Genomic DNA, 16,047 nt, shown 5'->3' on the forward strand with positions numbered 1-16,047 from the left:
GTTAAGCGTTAATTCAATTGGAGGTAAGGCCAATGGTTAACCGCATTCAATTGATTGTTCTGGCGGCAATGGTGGCCGTACTAGGTGATGTTTACCTTGGGCCTCTCATTCAAACTAAATCAGAAGCAAAGCTGATCAGAGTAGAAGATATCTACTTCGAGTGCATCCAGAAAAAACCAGAAATCATTTTGTTAGACCTTAATTTAAATAAGCTGAAAGACATCAAGCGGCTGAATAAAGCGTGTAATACAAAAGATGAGGATTTGCGCGGCAGTCGGATCGTAGTGGCCGTCACTTCGCCCTATAAATTTGATTCGTGGCACTAATCCCCTACTCCAGCACATAAATTAATGTGTTCAGCACATAAAGCATGTACCAGAAAGCACTAAGCAATGAATAATTTCAGCATATCAAAAGAACCATTATCTGCGGTGGAACTAGCCGTGGAGCGCACAAAGCTTGCGCGTGATGCCATGAAAACGAAATGGAAAGCGTATATCTTTATGGCTGCGAGTTACCTGCTTTTGGTCAACTTTGGTTTTCAATACTTCCTGGATGATGCAACGGCAAGATTTTCGATTATGGGAATAATGGAGTTGAGCCTTAACGACAAAATGCTCGCCGGCGTGTTTTCCACCATGCTGTTTGTTGGATATTTTGGTAATTTTAAATATCTGAAGCCAGACTATATTCGATGGGAGGAAATTCAGCTTAACGACTTTATATTCGGAGGGCTTTGTCGCGGCTTTCTTGGAGCATACTTAATAGTTTCGTTATTCAAAATCTACGTGAATAAACCGAACATTAATTTCTTTCTGTTTGTGTCGGTGTACCTGATTATTCTATTTGTCACGGAAAAGCTTGTCCGGAGCAAACAGGTAGCTGATAACAAACTGGACATGTACACATACACCGGGACTGATTCAATTATAGAAGTCAGTGAATATATGCAATTCGCTGAGAACGAGGTTTATTACCGTAATGTGGCAAAGCATGGCCGAGTGCTAGTAAATGGTGAAGTGGAAGCTATGAAAGCATTCTGGAATGAGCAGCTGGAAGAGCGCGGAAGGCAAATCAATCAGGGGTTAAGGATTGCAGCCTAGATTCGGCACAAGGAGATAGGTTGATTGGTAAAATTACAGCATTCAATCGATGTTAATTTTAAGGCGTATTAACAATGACAATTTTAGGTGTAGAACTCAAATATCCAGGCTTCAACGCAATCACTAGAGCATTTTTAATATCAGTGATTGGTTGGGCGATATTGATGCAATTGGTGGGTGCAGACTATACAAAGTCTTCAGCATTTGTGATGTTGAGTAGCTTCTTGACTGGTGCGCTTTTAAACGAGTTTGGCGTGCGTATTACGCAAGGCGCAAGGCATTTAGCTGTTTTCACACTCTTTGCTGTGATCTCAATGATTTTAACTTCAGTGGTAGCAGAATTTTTGTTGCAGTAAGGTAAGCGATGCAAATTAAGTGTTTTATAGATGATGATGGATCAATCTGGACTTTCAACCAGGCAACTGGCAAGTGGAATCATCCGATGGAAATCGAGGTTGATGAACTGACAAAACAGGTTCATGTTTTAACTGATGAAGGAACTGTAGGCAAAAGCACGGCTGCCACTTACAGTTTATTTGAAAGTCTAGGTGCACTGAGCGTTGTCATAGAGCAGCATTCATCAACAAACAGGATGAATCCGGCGCCACTTACAGGGCGTTGGCACCACGGGAATGAAACATTGGTATGTGGCACGCTGAGGATTTGTAACCTCGATGTAGATACTAATCCAGGGCCAGAATTCAAAAAATCGATATTAGATTGGGTTTGCAATTCACTTAACCAGACAGTGAGTAACGAATTGGCAGCCGGTCTACATAAATTGGAAGCAGTTGCTTAAGGAGAAAGTATGGAATACGGACGCAGTAAAGACGGAATGCCAAATTGTGTTGATCACAAGAATGATTTTGTGGGTGCGCTGATTTTCTTAGGTGTATTTCTTATACTCATTTCGAGTGCTTTTTATCAACTACCTCAAAACTGGCCTGAATATTCAGAATTGGAGCCTGGCAACGTTGGCACTTTTGGATTAATTGGCTTAATAGCAGGTGGACTCGCGCTATTGGCAGCTTTTTGGACATTTCAAAGTTGGGCGAATCAGAAAATAACGAATTCAGAAAAGGGAGTAATCAGTAAACTGCTTGAAGACACTGTTAATTCAGGACACTCATTGCCGGTGGAACTGGTGAAGAATCTTTCAGAAGCAAAAACAAACAGGAATCTCAAAGTTGCTGTTGCGAGCTTGGATGAATACTTGAAAAGCACAGAGACTGCGCGGATTGAATCAAGACTGGCAAAGGCCGTATTACTTTCTACTAAAAGTGCAATTGAGCAGCAATGATGAGACTTCACATTTATTGGCTGATCACTTTAGCTGTGGGGACGTTGCTGAAATTCGGATCAGAGTGGCTAATGTTCAACACTGGGTTTAACCAATTAGCGCTATACGGGGCTTATGGCATCGGCGTTATTATGGTTAATGCTTGCATTGTAATTTCGGTATTTTTCGTCTTATTAGATTTCAAGAGTACAGCCAGACATATCCGGGATCTATTTAAATCCACCTTTACCCGTCTTCGCGGGAATTTTTAATAGTATAGGAATGTCATCTAATGTTTCAGGAGTAAATCCTGTATTCAATCAATCAAAATAATTGCTTAATCAAACAAATATTAAGTAATCGTTCGATAAGATTCAGTTTGTTAATAGTGAGTTTCGATGATGGTAAAAATCGATATTAGAAACAAACCAATTAGTAAGTTTGCTATTGCCAGAGCGCGTAAGAGTAGAGATCGGGTATATCTAGGCTGGTCACTACTTAAATGGTTTGGCGCTGTACTGTTCATCGTGGCAGGCCTATTTCTGGCCGGTAAGCAATACTACGGATTACTTGTGTCAACCAGGCAGGAACTGCTTATCATGTTGCTGGCCGCAGGTTTCTTGCTATTCGCGCTCATTACCTTTATGGAAACTGAGTATGTTCACAAAGATTCAGATATAGTCGGGAGCAAATTTGTAGAGATTAATCACTCCCTGGCAAAAGTAATCATAGGAGATTTGGCGAATGATCCCGAGATCAAAAAATATTGGGAATCGGTCCAGAAGCAAGGTCGCTTATTAATAAGGGCCGAAATCGATGAAATGAAGAATTTCACGGGTTTCAAAAGGCATCAACTTATGAGCCGGTATGAAGGTTCATATCTAGCAGGCTAATCACCCAATCGGCATTATGAAGCACCCTTTTTAATATAATTGGTTATCAATTATAGGGGTGCGACATGAGAACAAAGCCAGAAGATTTAATCCAAATTAGCAAAACCGCTATTCGCGGAAATTTCCCATTCAGAAACGCTCAGATTATCGTTGGCAATCAAGCCATACACAATCGCATGAAGCGTGACCGCCGTGAAATACTACGCGAGTGGTTACTGGTCCTGAGATACGCGTCTAAAGCATCCAATTTAGAAAAAATTACGGCAGCATTGAAGGATCAGGGTGCGCTTGCGGCACACCAATTGCGTGCATTAGTCATTTTGGCATGTGAGTTCTAGTATGAACGTATCCCATCAGTACGATGATACTGTCGTTATCCCTTCACTGAAGCATCAGCTAGGGCTTTTCCCTGGCACTGACGTAAAACCCGCAAAGGCCGGCACATTCTTTAGCGCACCTGAGATAACACTGGATTACGACATGTATATAGTCGGATTTTCTTCAGGAAAGGACAGTATCGCATCCCTACTCCATCTGTTAGATTTGGGAGTAGACCGCAGCAAGATGGAGCTTTGGCATCACGATGTTGATGGCCGTGAAGGGTCCACTCTGGTGGACTGGAGATTCACAGAAAGCTACTGCAAGAAATTTGCCGAGGCATTTGGGATACCTATTTATTTTTCATGGCTTGAAGGCGGATTCGAGGGCGAAATGCTCAAAGAGAACAGTTTCAGCAAACCGCACTGGGTTGAAACACCCGACGGTCTAGTTAAATTGGAGCGGGATACAGAGAGAGCGCAGCCTGGTACACGCTTAAAGTTTCCCCAAGTATCAGCCAGCCTGCAAACACGCTGGTGCAGTTCTGCTTTAAAGATCGACGTTGGACGCAGAGCTTTAACCAATCAATCAAGATTCAACGGCCAGAAGGTGCTATTCATTACCGGGGAGCGCAGAGAAGAAAGCCCTAATCGCGCGAAATACAATCAACTTGAGGCACATGTATGCGACAGGCGTAGCGGTCGCCTAGCACGTCATATTGATGCATGGCGGCCTGTACTGGAGTGGTCTGAAGAGCAAGTGTGGGATATCTTGCGCCGTCATGGTGTGTCAGCACCTGTGCCCTACCGTTTAGGATGGGGCCGCAGTTCCTGCATGAAGTGCATTTTCAACTCCCCAGAGATTTGGGCAACATTGAGAGAATACTTCCCCGGCTCGCTGGATGATATTGCGGGATACGAGCGAAGATTCAACACCACGATCAGCCGCAGCAAAATAAGCATTGTAGATATTTCTAAACAAGCTAAGCCATTGGTGATTCACGACCATGAAGCCTTGTTGCAGGCGGTTAAGAAAGAATACGACTTACCAATAATAGTGCCTTCAAGTCAGTGGGTGATGCCAGCTGGTGCGTTCTCGCATGGAAGCTGTGGGCCAAGCTGATTGTAGAAATATCGATGTTGGATTCTTTATTGCTTATGTATGCCTTATTCAATCGGCGGATACGATGGGTCGATTTGAGATAATCAGTTATCAAATAATAAGGGCGCTTTAATGTTTAAAGGGTTTACAGCAGGATCGTCAGAGGGCAACTTCCCTCACCTAACATTCACAGACTGTAACGGTACAGAGTGCATATTGCAGACTGGCCGCACGGTTGAAAAAAGACTGTGGATAGGTACGGTAAGGGTTCAAAACACAATCTTCTGCCGTGACGCAGAAAAGCTAGGGCTGAAGCCTGAAAGTAACGTTGGGCACCAAATCTACCCTATTCCTTCAGAAGTATTCCAGCACGCGAAAGTTGAGATAGACCGCGAAACAGCCATTGCACTTGTAGGCCAGCTTCAAAAGTTTATTGATACCGGGCGCATTGATTAAGGCAGGCAATGGCTAAAGGTAAGTTTGAGCGCACTAAGCCAACAATCTGGGTCGGTACGATTGGTCACTTAGACCATCGTAAGATGGCGGTAACAGCAGCTATTACATCCATTTTGAGCAAGAAGTTTGTGGGCGGCCACAGTGGTATTGATGAAGAAGGTCTGAGGCTTGAACCAGCTGAGCAGAACAAATCTTTAAACGAAATTGAACAAGATATCGGAAAGTTTAATAATGAACATTACATTGAATGACAGCCTGCTAGGTGGGTTAATCCTTGTCAATTTTATTGGGCTACTTTTCATGCTTGGCCGTAGCCTGGTAAATGATTTCATCATGCGCCGCCACAAGTTGATTCTCATCAAACGTGGATACTTCCTGCATAGGTACGAGGTAGATTGGGAGAACGATGAAAGCCTTGGCCTATCGGCTAAAAGCGTGTCTGAAAGCGGCATAATCATTACTGACCGTACTGGCAACGTTGTTGGTCAGCTAAAGCGAAATAAAGCTTCAGAGCCGGTACTGCGGTTGAGTATCACTGAATAAATCGAAAATAGATAATAAAGGGAGGGTGAAATGTTGAAGCTTAAACATCAGGTTGTAAGACTGGCAACGGTTTTATGGGTCACATATTGCTTGGCCGTGCTGTTTTCAGCAGCAGTATCGTTTTTACATCCAGAAGCGCAAGGCGAAGTGATTAATTGGATCTGGTCCATGCGTGAAAGTGAAAGCGGTCTGGGTGTGGCAGTTTTCTTAATTTGTATTGCCTGGGTATTCGGTACCATTACCTTTAGTGCGGCTGTATACAATCGTTATGGGCGCAGCCGCGAAACGTTTAAAAGTATCTTTGTTATATTTTTAGTCGCACTTGCGATAGTTGGCAATTTTGTAATGCTGGTCAAGTCTCACGACCTTGCCCACTACCTTGAAATGACGCTGGCATGGACAGGGTTTATTGCACTTATCTGGTACACCACGAAGAAAATGCTGGAGACCGTGGAAAACTCTTACGCAAAAATTAGCTTTGAGTATTTGATCAATGGCGATATCGCCGGATACATTAACAGGAAGAATGCGGCTCTGTAATGAAGAAGCTACGCATTTTTCTATTGCCTGGTATCGCAGTTATTGAGCTTATCGCATTGATTGTTTGCGTGGTCGTAGGCACGCTATCACCGCGTTTAGGGCAGCCACTTGTAGCCTACTGTATCGGAAAATTTCCAAGCCGTGCTTGGTATAGTGGGCGGATATAGTCCACTTGGAAAAGTGAATTGGGACACAAGGGCTATTGAATAAATGTAGGCGGGTTCTAGACGATGAGCTACATCAAATAAATAAAATGGAGTATTTATGATTAATGGTTTCTTTAAATCCGCGCCCTATTTATTGTCGGCATTTATAGGGCTGATTTTTTTTTGGGAATATCAAGATTCAAAAAATTATGTGGAATTTGAAGTAGGTACCGACACAGGACTTATAGCTTACAGCCATGACTGCGGGGCTACATGGAAGCAGTTTAAACCTGCTGACTTCAAATTTGTGAGTTTGTGGGATTTATATAAGGTAAAGGTGAAAAGACTGAATTCAAATTGTGTTGTCTTATTTGATGATGTTGGTAGTAAAACGCATAGCAAAGAAATGACAGTTAAATTCAAGGATGGATTAGATGCCAAGGTAGATGTTGGGATTGCATTCGTGATCGTTGACCAGATCAAGTATCTAAGGGAATCTGTCAATTCAAAATATGCTGATGATGACCGTAAGTGGGCATATTACGTTAATACACCCTATTACGCGTACAACGAACAAATAGAAAGCGCTCTGGTTAATGCAATTAAAGAAGTGGGTGAGAATAATGAACTGGTTAATACAACAGAAGGTGAGTTTGCGGAATTGGTAGGCAGATCAGAAAATCTTCGGAAGACGTTAGCAGTTTATGGTTTAGGCGTAGATCGTGGACATTACTCATGGTCACGTATCGAGATAACAAAACATTCAAATATGCTTTTCCAGGCAAGAATGGCGGCGTGCAATAGAGCCGGCAATGCAGTGCATGAAGGGCATAAGACTAAAATCTAACGTCTTGTTTGGCTAATCTCCATCATAGAGTTGGTATGCTGTACACATCATAGCAAAGGAATAGAAATGCCATCACTAGACACTCTTAAAGCTGGATTTAAACCTGCACGCATACCTGTAACCAATGAGTTAAGCCCAAATGTGACATTGAGTTTCACTGGGTATCACCTTAGTTACAATGCATATTCAGCTAATTATGGATGCGCTACTACTGCGCTGGTACTTAATGGGCATATTTTCTTAGTTTTAAACGGTGATCATTCGCTCGCGCTAAAGGATACTTGCGATGCAAACGGGTTGCAGGGCGGTCTGGATTACTTTTTAGCCAATATTGACGAGGCAAATAGGCTTGGTGAGCATTTAGAAATTGCTGGAGTTATTCAGGATGTGTGGGGGCTGAAGAAATATGCGCTTGAATACATAGGGCAATCGAACATGGATCGTTTTGCTGAAGCGGTTAAAGTGCAATCTAACAAGATTCCACCTACGCCTTCGGCGGAAGATTGATTCGGCAAATAATCAAGGTGTAATTGCTAATATTGATGCATAGATACTTGAGAAAGCAATAAAAAGTGAATACACCAGCTGAACAAAACAACATCGACCGTGTAGAAAAATTCCAGTCATTACAATCTGGTCAGTTCTGGCGCGCAATGCACGGAAAATATGATGGCATCAATGAAGGTTTCGTGTTGATGATACAGTCAATCAAGTATGTTGACGAAAGGCCGCACACCATTATTCTGCGGACTCATCCTTCAATATTCGGCCAATATGTTCAAGTTGGTGGTCCTGAAAGCAAAACTAGCCGCGTCTTCAGAGAGCATCCGTTCCTTTTGGCTGAGTTCCTGGATAACTTTCAGTTTGAGGAAAATCCGGACGAGACCAGAAACAGAGAATTACTGGAGATACAAAACCGGGCTGGACTCCATCAAAAAGAGCTTATGGAAGCTCAGACAAACCCTACAATCCTTAACGCAATCGTAGAGAGTCGGCTTAGTAGTGAGGGATCAGCTGGATTGCCAGCAATTTCAGCACAGAATGCACATGATTTTGTTCGTGGTGGCGTAGCCGGCGCGATCAGCACAGGTATTACACCAGCTGCAATAGAGGGCATAAAACTCACAGCTCAACGCGAACACAAAATTGCAACAATAAAAGCTGACTGGATTAAAGGAGCAACAGCAAAGATATCATCAACACTGGCTGAAATGACCCCGTATTTTGAGGAAAAAGCAGCCCTGGCGCTTGCACAGACTGAAGATATACGGACATACGTTGACAAGCTAATGAAGGGAATTGAGTCACTTGATTTGTATGTTGGTAAAAATGTACATGTTAACCGGCTTAAATCAGGAAGTTCGGCTGCAAGCGATATTCCATTAACGTTTGTACAGCGTAAGCTGATGATGGATGAAGAGCTTGCAAGCCACTTAGATATTGAGGATTGGTTCGACTTCTCGAAGCACAGACTATTTTTTGCAGAGTTAGAAAAGAATATTGATTTGGTAAATCAAATATTCCCGACAGAACGCTGCATACTCGTAATGGCAACCACAAATCATTACAAAAATTATTCAGATAATTCTTATGTGAATGCCATGATGAACGAGGAAAACCAGAAGGTATTTATGCTGGCGCGCGATGGTGACAACCTGTTCCAGATTGTATCGCCAATCGAATCTCACCTGGGTACATCAAGGCTTTTCCCGTCAAAAAGCGATCAGGACAGCATTTTCAGGGGTATAGATGGATCTGAAATTAGCTTTGAGTCAATCGCCTACACTAACAAGCTTAGCCAGCATGAGGCGCACGCACTGCATTACAAGCGCTTCTTAATTATGGTATGTGGCTTAGATCACAGAGAAAACCTGTTCGGCAAATTCTATGAAGGTCCAAAAAACATAGACTTCATATCAATGAAGTTTCAGGAAACGCATTGCAGCTTCTTGCATGATGATGATGGCGAGGGAATGTTGCCTAATCCGGACGTGAGGCCAGATGTGATTGACTGGGCTTTTTCGCACAATCGCAATATTCGCCATGGCAGCAGATTTATTGCTGATTGGTTTAGATATGCTACAAGTGAGAATTGCCCGATTTTGTATAGTCGCAGCAGGCACAATAGTAGCCGCATCAACAAATTTACTGAAGATGTATCCGTAAAAGTGGTTTACAGAAAAGCTAATGAGCTTTTTATAGAGGTTCCAGCTACAAGCCACTGGAATAACAATTCAAGAGTGTTTAACGCCAATATCAAGTTGAGGCTGGAAGATCTTAAATCAGAAAGCATTAACGGCTTATGCATTGATGCAGTAGAACCATCTGACATCGAGTATTACATACACCACCGGGGGTCGAGAAAAAACCATGTTCAATATATTCGGTTTTTTAAGCTGATGCTTGGGCACATTAAGGCTGAAAGAGAAGCTGAAGCCAAAACACGGGCATATCTACTGGAATCGTTAGAAGTAGGAAAAATTGGATCACCCGGAAACAGACAATCTATTGTTTCAAACACAGTGGCAGCCTGGCGCGCTGAAAATAACGGTAAACCCTTGCCAGTAGTAGGCGAATGCAGCAGCAAAGATATCAAATCATTACTGAATCACATGGCAGCAGTCACCACAGACAATAGCCACAAGGTTGAAGCGGTAAAAGCTTTTGTGATCGGAATGGGTCATGAACTGCTAAAAATTGCTTTAAATGGTAAGTCAGAGTTTGTGGCATATACAAAAGCTAAACCAGAGCAATTTGACAACGTGCTTGAAGATTTTCCGTTCGTAAACAAGCTGACGCTTAGCGAGTCACTGGACGGATTCACTGTAAAGTCTGAAACGATGGACGTGTTACGGAAAATGAATGCGTCTGAAAAAGGCTTGTACGATTCTCCTGATATCTCCCAGTTCTATAAGAATTCTGTATTTACTGATTACAAAGTAAAGGAGCGGTTCATGAAAATGCTGGATGATGGTGTACAAGTCTTGAAAGATTACAGCAAGGCTTTAAGCCCAGAACAATTTAAGCTTGAGGTGTATAAATGGGGCATGGAGCGAAGCGATTTAAGTAAAGGTCAAGTTGTTGAACCTTTAATATTTGCGCCTATTGGCGGCTACTACGATGGTTATATCAGTGATGGCAATGTAAGACTTAACGTGATCTATTTAAGCCGTGAGCATGCGGGATTGCTTTATCACTTAGCACCAAACGAAGAATGCCGGGAAGAGTTCAGAGTCAAATACATTAAGATTTACCAGGATAAAAAAGCTGCAAATAGATTCTTCAATCAGTATGCAGAAAAAAATCTATGGAATTCATGTGTAGAAGCGGTCTGGGGCGTAAAACCTAGCTCTAAGTCTTGGCATTTAGCAACTGCACACGAAGAAGAGTTAACACATGAACAGTTCATCAGCCGTAGATTTGAATACGACTTCGATAAAAAGACTATTGGCGTGAAGAAAACTTACCTACACGGTGGGTTAGCCGTAGATGGTAAATGTGTTATTGATCAGATGTATGGCACTAAAATTCCGGAAAATTACGAATTGCATACCATTGCTCATGTAAAAGATATGTCCAGTGGAAAAACAGTTTACTTTTCAGTAGCAGGTAAATTTGATGCATTCAGGAGCGTACCAAGTGACTTGATGCGCGATAAATTTGGCTTTAGCGGATTTAGTGCTGGCAAATCAATTTACGTGACAAGAAAAGCCAGGGATGAAGCTATAGAGCAGCTTGGATTCAATCAAGATGAAGGCATTGAAATTGATGAGCAAGGTATTAAAGGTGTGTATTTTCAAACCGCAAATGCCGATGTATCGGGTAAGTGATTCAGAATAATTCGAGGTTAGATATTATGGGTAAAGTATTAGGTTTTTACAGCCTATTATTTCTGGTTCCAATAGTGATGTTAGATGCACATCACTTTCATGATTTGAAATTAAGGGAAGTAAAATCACCATGGTTTGATGCAGTTTGGTGGAAAGCGCCTTATACACACGCTGTACTTAGTTTCTTGCCGAGCAAGACATACTGGACAATGAACGCAATTAAGAGCGAGCGCTGGCTTGTTAAAGAGGTTGTTTCAGGTGATACAACCTTCTGGACAGTGTTAGAACGTCATTCGGTAAAAGGTAGCCACTGAATTGGTAAACTCCAGTCATAGATAAACGCTGGAGGTCGTATGGAAGTATCAAGGCAAGGTCAGATTTCACTGTTTAGCCCTATCGTCATGGATTTTGAGACATACGCGGCGATTAACGGAGGCAGTCGTCAAGACATTGGAGAAGCTGCATTACATCGTAGCTCGCTCAATAAAAGCCCAAACACTCACCGCATGCAGGTATTGGCGCAGGCCAGGAAGGATCACTTAGTCATACTAAAGCGTGATGAGTTGCGCGATGAGTATGACGACCTTGTTGGAGCTGGCGTATACAGACCGCTCACACAAATCGAAAGGTTGCTGGATCGTGCCAGTGGCGATCCGGAATTTGAATCAGTACAAGCGGCCAGGCGCGTGCTTACGAAAAGAGGTTACGACTGGAGTACAGGTGAATGCATGGTAAACGCGGCCACTATTGGATAACCGGCGCTAAATTAATCGAATACCCCATTTGGGGTATTTTTTTTGCTTATAGGTTGTATCGGCAAACTGCAAGGCTTGAATTGCTATAGTGGCCTTACTCACTTATTAGGATTGATTATGAAAAAGCATCTATCGGTATTTACAGCAATTACTATGGCCGCCCTCGCCTTTCAAGTATCAGCAAACGAGCAAGAATTCACGGTGTACACGTACAAGGGCGGAAAATCGGTTGGTATAGTGTTGGTTAAGGATACAGAGCTTGAAACGCGCCTAGAGCGCATTGTGAGCAGTAACAAGGGTATTAAAGCGCCAAGTGAGCGTTGTACTGATCTGTTTGTTGCGAAACGCTCGCAGGGTGCGATTGAATTAGGGTTGCTGGTACTGGGCAAGGATAAAGCAAACCGCTTGCGTGGATATATTCCTTCAGCTGAAGACGGGATCAAGAAAGACGCGATCAGCTGCAAGGTTAAAATTTCCACCACAATGGCAGTTTAAAAAAATCAAACATAGATAGGAATCGGAATGGAAACGGCAGAATTACACGTTAAGCAGAAAGTCATTGAGCTTGCTGGTCAATTCATGGGCATTACCGGTGAATGCAAGTCACTGGCAAACCCTGACTTAGAGCGACATTTGGCAATCCTGCACACGTTTGATTCGGCTGGAGGTCAGAAGTACATCTGGGACCCAGTTATGGACTTTGACGTGGCGTACCAGGTTGAATCGAAATTATCTGAGAGCTATACACTTTCTGTGCTGACAGATGCAGACGGGGTTACAGTTCTTGTGGACCATCCAGATAAGCTTAGTGCCCCGCTAGTGGCATTTGAGCGCATCATCAACCATAGCAACAATAAGCACCGCGCAAGAGCGTATGCAGCTGCAAGAGTGGCATCTATGGTGATTAGCACAGGGGCAAAGCAGTGAGCCGGAGCGAATGGACGCGTAAGCTATCACAGCAGCAGCTGGCCGTGATTGCGAAGGATACGCGCGACTTTGAAGCAAAGCACCCTGATCAAAAACAAAGCCACGTTCACAACGACATTCAGCGGGAGCTACAGCACCGAGAGAATGAACGTCAAAATATTCAAAGATCGAAAGAAGTGTGAAAGCATGGAAACGGGTCTTATCGATTCAAACTCACAGCCGATTAAAATCGGTGACTTGGTGAAAATGGAATGTACGATTAATCAAGAGCTACATGGCAAATTCTGCCTTTATCGGGTCGAGCAGCGAGGCATGATTCCAGTTCTTTGTTATGAAGCCTCAGAGCGAGGCAAAGCAGTGCCCAGGGGCTATTTGGGGTGTTTGCTGTCAGAGAATTACGACCTGAAGCTTTTGATGACTGGGGATTATGCAAACTTAATCCCTGATAACACTATTGAAGTTGTCGATGAAACGCACTACACAGAATTGCTGGCAGAACAGTACCTAATCGGGAGCAGCCGAAGGAATCGGCAAAAATAGAGGTGCAATTGGTCATAATGGATACAAGTTAATCGATCACCTGTATTCAAAAGGCCATCAGTATGGCGCAGCTAGTAATCAGCAACAGAAGCAAAAAGAAGTCATTCACACTCACGCCGGTGCCAATGGATTTGCACACTTTAAGGATCTTCTCATGCAGAATTACATTGAGGGTGAGCTGGTCGCTTCAGATGAACACGAAAATGAGTACCGTAGCTGGTGGAAGATTGAGCGCAACTAATATGATTGTGACTCTTGATGGAGGTGGCAAAGTAGCAATGTCTGGGCCACAGCAAAACTGGACTGGCGATTCGGTGATGCAAACCGCAGTATTTGCGGGGCAACAACTGAGGGCGATCAGCGACTCTTCGATTTATTTTGACCTGCACTACCTGGGCTTTAAAACATGCGGGTTTAAATCGATGGCTGAAGCTAAGAATGCAGCACCGGCATTTGCTAAGACTGTGCTTGCGCATATGTCTGGCCTCATTAGATAACGCTTTTTAAATCGAGATTAGATATATTTATGGCTGAACAAAGAACATTGTCCGAGACATCTGGAAACCTATTCTTTTCATTCAAGGTGGAAGATAAGAGCGGAAACCCTATTTATGACCAGGTGGAGGCCGCAAAGCGGTACTGGCTCAAGGACGATACTGATAAATGGGTGTTTACGGTCAATGAAGTGGCTGCAAGGCTTGGTTTGGAGCCGCAGGACGTGCCCGGCCATGCAGCAGGGCTAGTGCATGCATGCTTGAATGAGAATGACACACTATGCAGCAATTGCGAGGTTTCAGAGCCACTTGTGACCCGTGAAGACTATCAGAACGTGCGTCGATTCTTTGAAAAGACTGGAATACACGTCTGCCAAGTATGCATGAATAATGACCCTGAAGCTTACTTGCAATCTACAACTAAAGAGCTTAAAAAACATCCGCTGATCAAATCGCTAAACGCATTTGTTGACGACCGCAATAAAGTCACAAGCCTTACTACGCGCGATTATCACTATCCGGGTATCGATGCTTTTGATGCAATGTACCTGCATGGGTTGCTGGTGGCTAATAAGGCCAGCTGGAAGGGTAAAACATTTAAAATCAAAATGGACAACATGCATTTGGTCCATCCATACCCGGACGCGATGTGGGACATCGTTGAAGGCCTTCAGGAAAAGGGAATCATTTTCCCAATGCTACCTAATGTGGATTTAGACTTAATTATCGATGTTGGAATAAAAGACAGTGTTGGTGCTGATGATTTTCAGTGGTCGCTGGCGACAACAAACCCTAATATCCGTGAAATTACAGATGTGCTATCGATTCTGGACGGCGTGTTCATGAGAGCATGTACACACGATCAAATTTCGGTCAAAAAGCTTTTTGGGCATGCGGCATTAGGCGAGGTACTGTCTTGCCTTATTCGGAAGAGCATTGGCTTGAATGTGGACGAAGAAGAATTGGAATGCGATACGATATTTACAACGCTGATATATGCCCTATCCTTCTACTCAATCGGGCAAGTTAAAAAACTGCTTTACTTTGTGATGCGCGAGGTGCAAACGAAGCAAGGGATAGGGTCAATGGATGCTGATCAAACAGTTAAATTGATTGCAGACACACTGCGTAGCACTGTTGATGACAGTTACAACGGTGGCGAGACCATTGAACCTGTAGAGCGCTTAAATGGTGAGCAAGCGACAATCATTTCGTCGTTACTTTTTAACAAGATACTTAAGTGCGGCACAATTGGATATCTAAGCTGGTCGTCAAAATCGGTCGATGACTACCTAGAGTCAAGAAATAGACGTTAGAATATTTAAATTGCCTTAATGAATATTGGAGCAGTCATGGAAAATGACATTTTGAATAATATTGGTAATGTTGGCATGGCAATTACGCAACTAAATGAAGTCAGCCAGTGCGGTTTAAATACAATCGCTGATGCCTTTAACAATCCCGAGAATCAATCACGGGTTTTAGTTGTTGGATTTGAAGAGAACACTAAAAATATTGAACGTCGATTATTTGGTGAAGATTCAAAGTAGATTATATGCACGCTCTAGGCCCGGTAAATCCGGGCTTTTTCATTTGGCAGATTTTATGGCCTGTTTGGATAGAATTAAGTTATTAAATTCACCAGGTACAGACCATGCGAGACACACGACCAGTTTACACAAAACACAAACCGCCCTTCACAGCCTTTGTGGAAGTAAATACGCGTGAGCTTGATGGAGGCGCACTGGAATGGGTTATTGCTCAAATTGAAAACGTTGAAATTGAAGAAGTAGAGAAGCATGTGGATGGTCATTGCTATCTCTGGATGCCAGTAGAATTCAATGAAGATCATCGTAAATGCTATTACCCATCGGTGTGTGGCGAGCAAGCTCTGGACATCATTTCCCGCGTTGGCATTGACGTGCATCAGCACAAGAAACGGCCATATTCAATTATTGAAAAACGTCATTTTGATGCAACCAAAGGCGATTCAGTTGAATACATGAAAGGATTCAACCGCGAAATGGTTAAGCGCCCTCATGTACCTGGTAAGTATGACAATAAGTGGTTTGCACGATTGTCCGTTGACCACGGGCCATTCGGATGGCAAGAGCAGCACTTTATGAGTGACGATCTGAAATTGTCTGCTATGCGCTGTTATGCACATTCAGTCCATGGGGAGAAGGTTTCAATACCGAGCATTTTCGTGGAAAAGTAACACGGCATTAATCGGCTGAAAACATAACATCAGCGTGTAGAATTAACATAAATAACA

23 protein-coding genes and 1 pseudogene are annotated in these 16,047 nt (G+C 43.1%); all 24 read left to right on the forward strand.

The features are described 5' to 3' along the window. Nucleotides 1-32: 32 nt before the first annotated feature. Nucleotides 33-326 (forward strand): hypothetical protein, encoded by a 294-nt coding sequence (locus tag ACTS9Y_RS00385; RefSeq protein WP_442584040.1) that lies wholly within the window; start codon nucleotides 33-35, stop codon nucleotides 324-326. A 66-nt stretch (nucleotides 327-392) separates the two neighbouring features. After that, nucleotides 393-1,103: a hypothetical protein gene (locus tag ACTS9Y_RS00390; RefSeq protein WP_442584041.1), complete on the forward strand. Its 711-nt coding sequence runs from the start codon at nucleotides 393-395 to the stop codon at nucleotides 1,101-1,103. A gap of 74 nt (nucleotides 1,104-1,177) precedes the next feature. Then, nucleotides 1,178-1,459 (forward strand): hypothetical protein, encoded by a 282-nt coding sequence (locus ACTS9Y_RS00395; protein ID WP_442584042.1) that lies wholly within the window; start codon nucleotides 1,178-1,180, stop codon nucleotides 1,457-1,459. Between the two features lie 8 nt (nucleotides 1,460-1,467). Then, nucleotides 1,468-1,902, forward strand: coding sequence for a hypothetical protein (locus ACTS9Y_RS00400; RefSeq protein WP_442584043.1), 435 nt, complete (start codon nucleotides 1,468-1,470; stop codon nucleotides 1,900-1,902). A gap of 9 nt (nucleotides 1,903-1,911) precedes the next feature. Continuing rightward, nucleotides 1,912-2,403, forward strand: coding sequence for a hypothetical protein (locus ACTS9Y_RS00405; RefSeq protein WP_442584044.1), 492 nt, complete (start codon nucleotides 1,912-1,914; stop codon nucleotides 2,401-2,403). A 377-nt stretch (nucleotides 2,404-2,780) separates the two neighbouring features. Beyond that, the gene (locus ACTS9Y_RS00410; RefSeq protein WP_442584045.1) at nucleotides 2,781-3,275 is read left to right on the forward strand and encodes a hypothetical protein; all 495 of its coding nucleotides are present in this window, start codon (nucleotides 2,781-2,783) and stop codon (nucleotides 3,273-3,275) included. Between the two features lie 65 nt (nucleotides 3,276-3,340). Further along, nucleotides 3,341-3,613 carry a hypothetical protein gene (locus ACTS9Y_RS00415; RefSeq protein ID WP_442584046.1) on the forward strand — a complete coding sequence of 91 codons (273 nt, stop codon included), beginning with the start codon at nucleotides 3,341-3,343 and terminating at the stop codon, nucleotides 3,611-3,613. Between the two features lies 1 nt (nucleotide 3,614). Next, nucleotides 3,615-4,715, forward strand: a complete 1,101-nt coding sequence (locus ACTS9Y_RS00420; protein WP_442584047.1) for a phosphoadenosine phosphosulfate reductase domain-containing protein — start codon at nucleotides 3,615-3,617, stop codon at nucleotides 4,713-4,715. Between the two features lie 111 nt (nucleotides 4,716-4,826). Next, entirely contained in the window at nucleotides 4,827-5,150 is a 324-nt protein-coding gene (locus tag ACTS9Y_RS00425; protein ID WP_442584048.1) for a hypothetical protein, read from the forward strand. Nucleotides 5,151-5,158: 8 nt separating this feature from the next. Next, a pseudogene (tuf, locus tag ACTS9Y_RS00430) lies at nucleotides 5,159-5,305 on the forward strand (elongation factor Tu); the annotation flags it as partial. Between the two features lie 76 nt (nucleotides 5,306-5,381). Beyond that, nucleotides 5,382-5,693, forward strand: coding sequence for a hypothetical protein (locus ACTS9Y_RS00435; RefSeq protein ID WP_442584049.1), 312 nt, complete (start codon nucleotides 5,382-5,384; stop codon nucleotides 5,691-5,693). Between the two features lie 30 nt (nucleotides 5,694-5,723). Beyond that, a complete protein-coding gene (locus ACTS9Y_RS00440) occupies nucleotides 5,724-6,233 on the forward strand; it encodes a hypothetical protein (protein ID WP_442584050.1) in 510 nt (169 codons plus the stop codon). 264 nt (nucleotides 6,234-6,497) lie between these two features. Then, a complete protein-coding gene (locus ACTS9Y_RS00445; protein WP_442584051.1) occupies nucleotides 6,498-7,226 on the forward strand; it encodes a hypothetical protein in 729 nt (242 codons plus the stop codon). 66 nt (nucleotides 7,227-7,292) lie between these two features. After that, entirely contained in the window at nucleotides 7,293-7,733 is a 441-nt protein-coding gene (locus tag ACTS9Y_RS00450; RefSeq protein ID WP_442584052.1) for a hypothetical protein, read from the forward strand. Nucleotides 7,734-7,798: 65 nt separating this feature from the next. Then, nucleotides 7,799-11,056 carry a hypothetical protein gene (locus tag ACTS9Y_RS00455; protein WP_442584053.1) on the forward strand — a complete coding sequence of 1,086 codons (3,258 nt, stop codon included), beginning with the start codon at nucleotides 7,799-7,801 and terminating at the stop codon, nucleotides 11,054-11,056. Between the two features lie 26 nt (nucleotides 11,057-11,082). Continuing rightward, nucleotides 11,083-11,370 carry a hypothetical protein gene (locus ACTS9Y_RS00460; protein ID WP_442584054.1) on the forward strand — a complete coding sequence of 96 codons (288 nt, stop codon included), beginning with the start codon at nucleotides 11,083-11,085 and terminating at the stop codon, nucleotides 11,368-11,370. 39 nt (nucleotides 11,371-11,409) lie between these two features. Next, entirely contained in the window at nucleotides 11,410-11,811 is a 402-nt protein-coding gene (locus ACTS9Y_RS00465; RefSeq protein WP_442584055.1) for a hypothetical protein, read from the forward strand. Between the two features lie 117 nt (nucleotides 11,812-11,928). Then, on the forward strand, nucleotides 11,929-12,306 hold the full coding sequence (locus tag ACTS9Y_RS00470; RefSeq protein ID WP_442584056.1) for a hypothetical protein: 378 nt from the start codon (nucleotides 11,929-11,931) through the stop codon (nucleotides 12,304-12,306). 27 nt (nucleotides 12,307-12,333) lie between these two features. Continuing rightward, nucleotides 12,334-12,738 (forward strand): hypothetical protein, encoded by a 405-nt coding sequence (locus ACTS9Y_RS00475; protein ID WP_442584057.1) that lies wholly within the window; start codon nucleotides 12,334-12,336, stop codon nucleotides 12,736-12,738. Between the two features lie 69 nt (nucleotides 12,739-12,807). Then, entirely contained in the window at nucleotides 12,808-13,278 is a 471-nt protein-coding gene (locus ACTS9Y_RS00480) for a hypothetical protein (RefSeq protein ID WP_442584058.1), read from the forward strand. Between the two features lie 62 nt (nucleotides 13,279-13,340). Further along, nucleotides 13,341-13,775, forward strand: coding sequence for a hypothetical protein (locus tag ACTS9Y_RS00485; RefSeq protein WP_442584059.1), 435 nt, complete (start codon nucleotides 13,341-13,343; stop codon nucleotides 13,773-13,775). Between the two features lie 29 nt (nucleotides 13,776-13,804). Further along, nucleotides 13,805-15,088: a hypothetical protein gene (locus tag ACTS9Y_RS00490; RefSeq protein ID WP_442584060.1), complete on the forward strand. Its 1,284-nt coding sequence runs from the start codon at nucleotides 13,805-13,807 to the stop codon at nucleotides 15,086-15,088. A gap of 36 nt (nucleotides 15,089-15,124) precedes the next feature. Beyond that, complete coding sequence (locus ACTS9Y_RS00495; RefSeq protein ID WP_442584061.1) at nucleotides 15,125-15,322, forward strand: hypothetical protein; 198 nt, start codon at nucleotides 15,125-15,127, stop codon at nucleotides 15,320-15,322. A 104-nt stretch (nucleotides 15,323-15,426) separates the two neighbouring features. After that, the gene (locus tag ACTS9Y_RS00500; protein WP_442584062.1) at nucleotides 15,427-15,990 is read left to right on the forward strand and encodes a hypothetical protein; all 564 of its coding nucleotides are present in this window, start codon (nucleotides 15,427-15,429) and stop codon (nucleotides 15,988-15,990) included. Nucleotides 15,991-16,047 lie beyond the last annotated feature (57 nt).

The sequence above is a fragment of the Methylophilus sp. genome, assembly GCF_052173275.1.
GTDB lineage: Bacteria > Pseudomonadota > Gammaproteobacteria > Burkholderiales > Methylophilaceae > Methylophilus.

What these genes read in the sequence shown, in the direction of transcription:
- ACTS9Y_RS00415 (WP_442584046.1), top strand. Translation starts at nt 3,341, where the DNA reads ATGAGAACAAAGCCAGAAGATTTAATCCAAATTAGCAAAACCGCTATT.
- ACTS9Y_RS00420 (WP_442584047.1), top strand. Translation starts at nt 3,615, where the DNA reads ATGAACGTATCCCATCAGTACGATGATACTGTCGTTATCCCTTCACTG.
- ACTS9Y_RS00485 (WP_442584059.1), top strand. Translation starts at nt 13,341, where the DNA reads ATGGCGCAGCTAGTAATCAGCAACAGAAGCAAAAAGAAGTCATTCACA.
- ACTS9Y_RS00385 (WP_442584040.1), top strand. Translation starts at nt 33, where the DNA reads ATGGTTAACCGCATTCAATTGATTGTTCTGGCGGCAATGGTGGCCGTA.
- ACTS9Y_RS00490 (WP_442584060.1), top strand. Translation starts at nt 13,805, where the DNA reads ATGGCTGAACAAAGAACATTGTCCGAGACATCTGGAAACCTATTCTTT.
- ACTS9Y_RS00400 (WP_442584043.1), top strand. Translation starts at nt 1,468, where the DNA reads ATGCAAATTAAGTGTTTTATAGATGATGATGGATCAATCTGGACTTTC.
- ACTS9Y_RS00495 (WP_442584061.1), top strand. Translation starts at nt 15,125, where the DNA reads ATGGAAAATGACATTTTGAATAATATTGGTAATGTTGGCATGGCAATT.
- ACTS9Y_RS00465 (WP_442584055.1), top strand. Translation starts at nt 11,410, where the DNA reads ATGGAAGTATCAAGGCAAGGTCAGATTTCACTGTTTAGCCCTATCGTC.
- ACTS9Y_RS00460 (WP_442584054.1), top strand. Translation starts at nt 11,083, where the DNA reads ATGGGTAAAGTATTAGGTTTTTACAGCCTATTATTTCTGGTTCCAATA.
- ACTS9Y_RS00500 (WP_442584062.1), top strand. Translation starts at nt 15,427, where the DNA reads ATGCGAGACACACGACCAGTTTACACAAAACACAAACCGCCCTTCACA.
- ACTS9Y_RS00445 (WP_442584051.1), top strand. Translation starts at nt 6,498, where the DNA reads ATGATTAATGGTTTCTTTAAATCCGCGCCCTATTTATTGTCGGCATTT.
- ACTS9Y_RS00470 (WP_442584056.1), top strand. Translation starts at nt 11,929, where the DNA reads ATGAAAAAGCATCTATCGGTATTTACAGCAATTACTATGGCCGCCCTC.
- ACTS9Y_RS00425 (WP_442584048.1), top strand. Translation starts at nt 4,827, where the DNA reads ATGTTTAAAGGGTTTACAGCAGGATCGTCAGAGGGCAACTTCCCTCAC.
- ACTS9Y_RS00475 (WP_442584057.1), top strand. Translation starts at nt 12,334, where the DNA reads ATGGAAACGGCAGAATTACACGTTAAGCAGAAAGTCATTGAGCTTGCT.
- ACTS9Y_RS00395 (WP_442584042.1), top strand. Translation starts at nt 1,178, where the DNA reads ATGACAATTTTAGGTGTAGAACTCAAATATCCAGGCTTCAACGCAATC.
- ACTS9Y_RS00440 (WP_442584050.1), top strand. Translation starts at nt 5,724, where the DNA reads ATGTTGAAGCTTAAACATCAGGTTGTAAGACTGGCAACGGTTTTATGG.
- ACTS9Y_RS00405 (WP_442584044.1), top strand. Translation starts at nt 1,912, where the DNA reads ATGGAATACGGACGCAGTAAAGACGGAATGCCAAATTGTGTTGATCAC.
- ACTS9Y_RS00435 (WP_442584049.1), top strand. Translation starts at nt 5,382, where the DNA reads ATGAACATTACATTGAATGACAGCCTGCTAGGTGGGTTAATCCTTGTC.
- ACTS9Y_RS00390 (WP_442584041.1), top strand. Translation starts at nt 393, where the DNA reads ATGAATAATTTCAGCATATCAAAAGAACCATTATCTGCGGTGGAACTA.
- ACTS9Y_RS00450 (WP_442584052.1), top strand. Translation starts at nt 7,293, where the DNA reads ATGCCATCACTAGACACTCTTAAAGCTGGATTTAAACCTGCACGCATA.
- ACTS9Y_RS00410 (WP_442584045.1), top strand. Translation starts at nt 2,781, where the DNA reads ATGATGGTAAAAATCGATATTAGAAACAAACCAATTAGTAAGTTTGCT.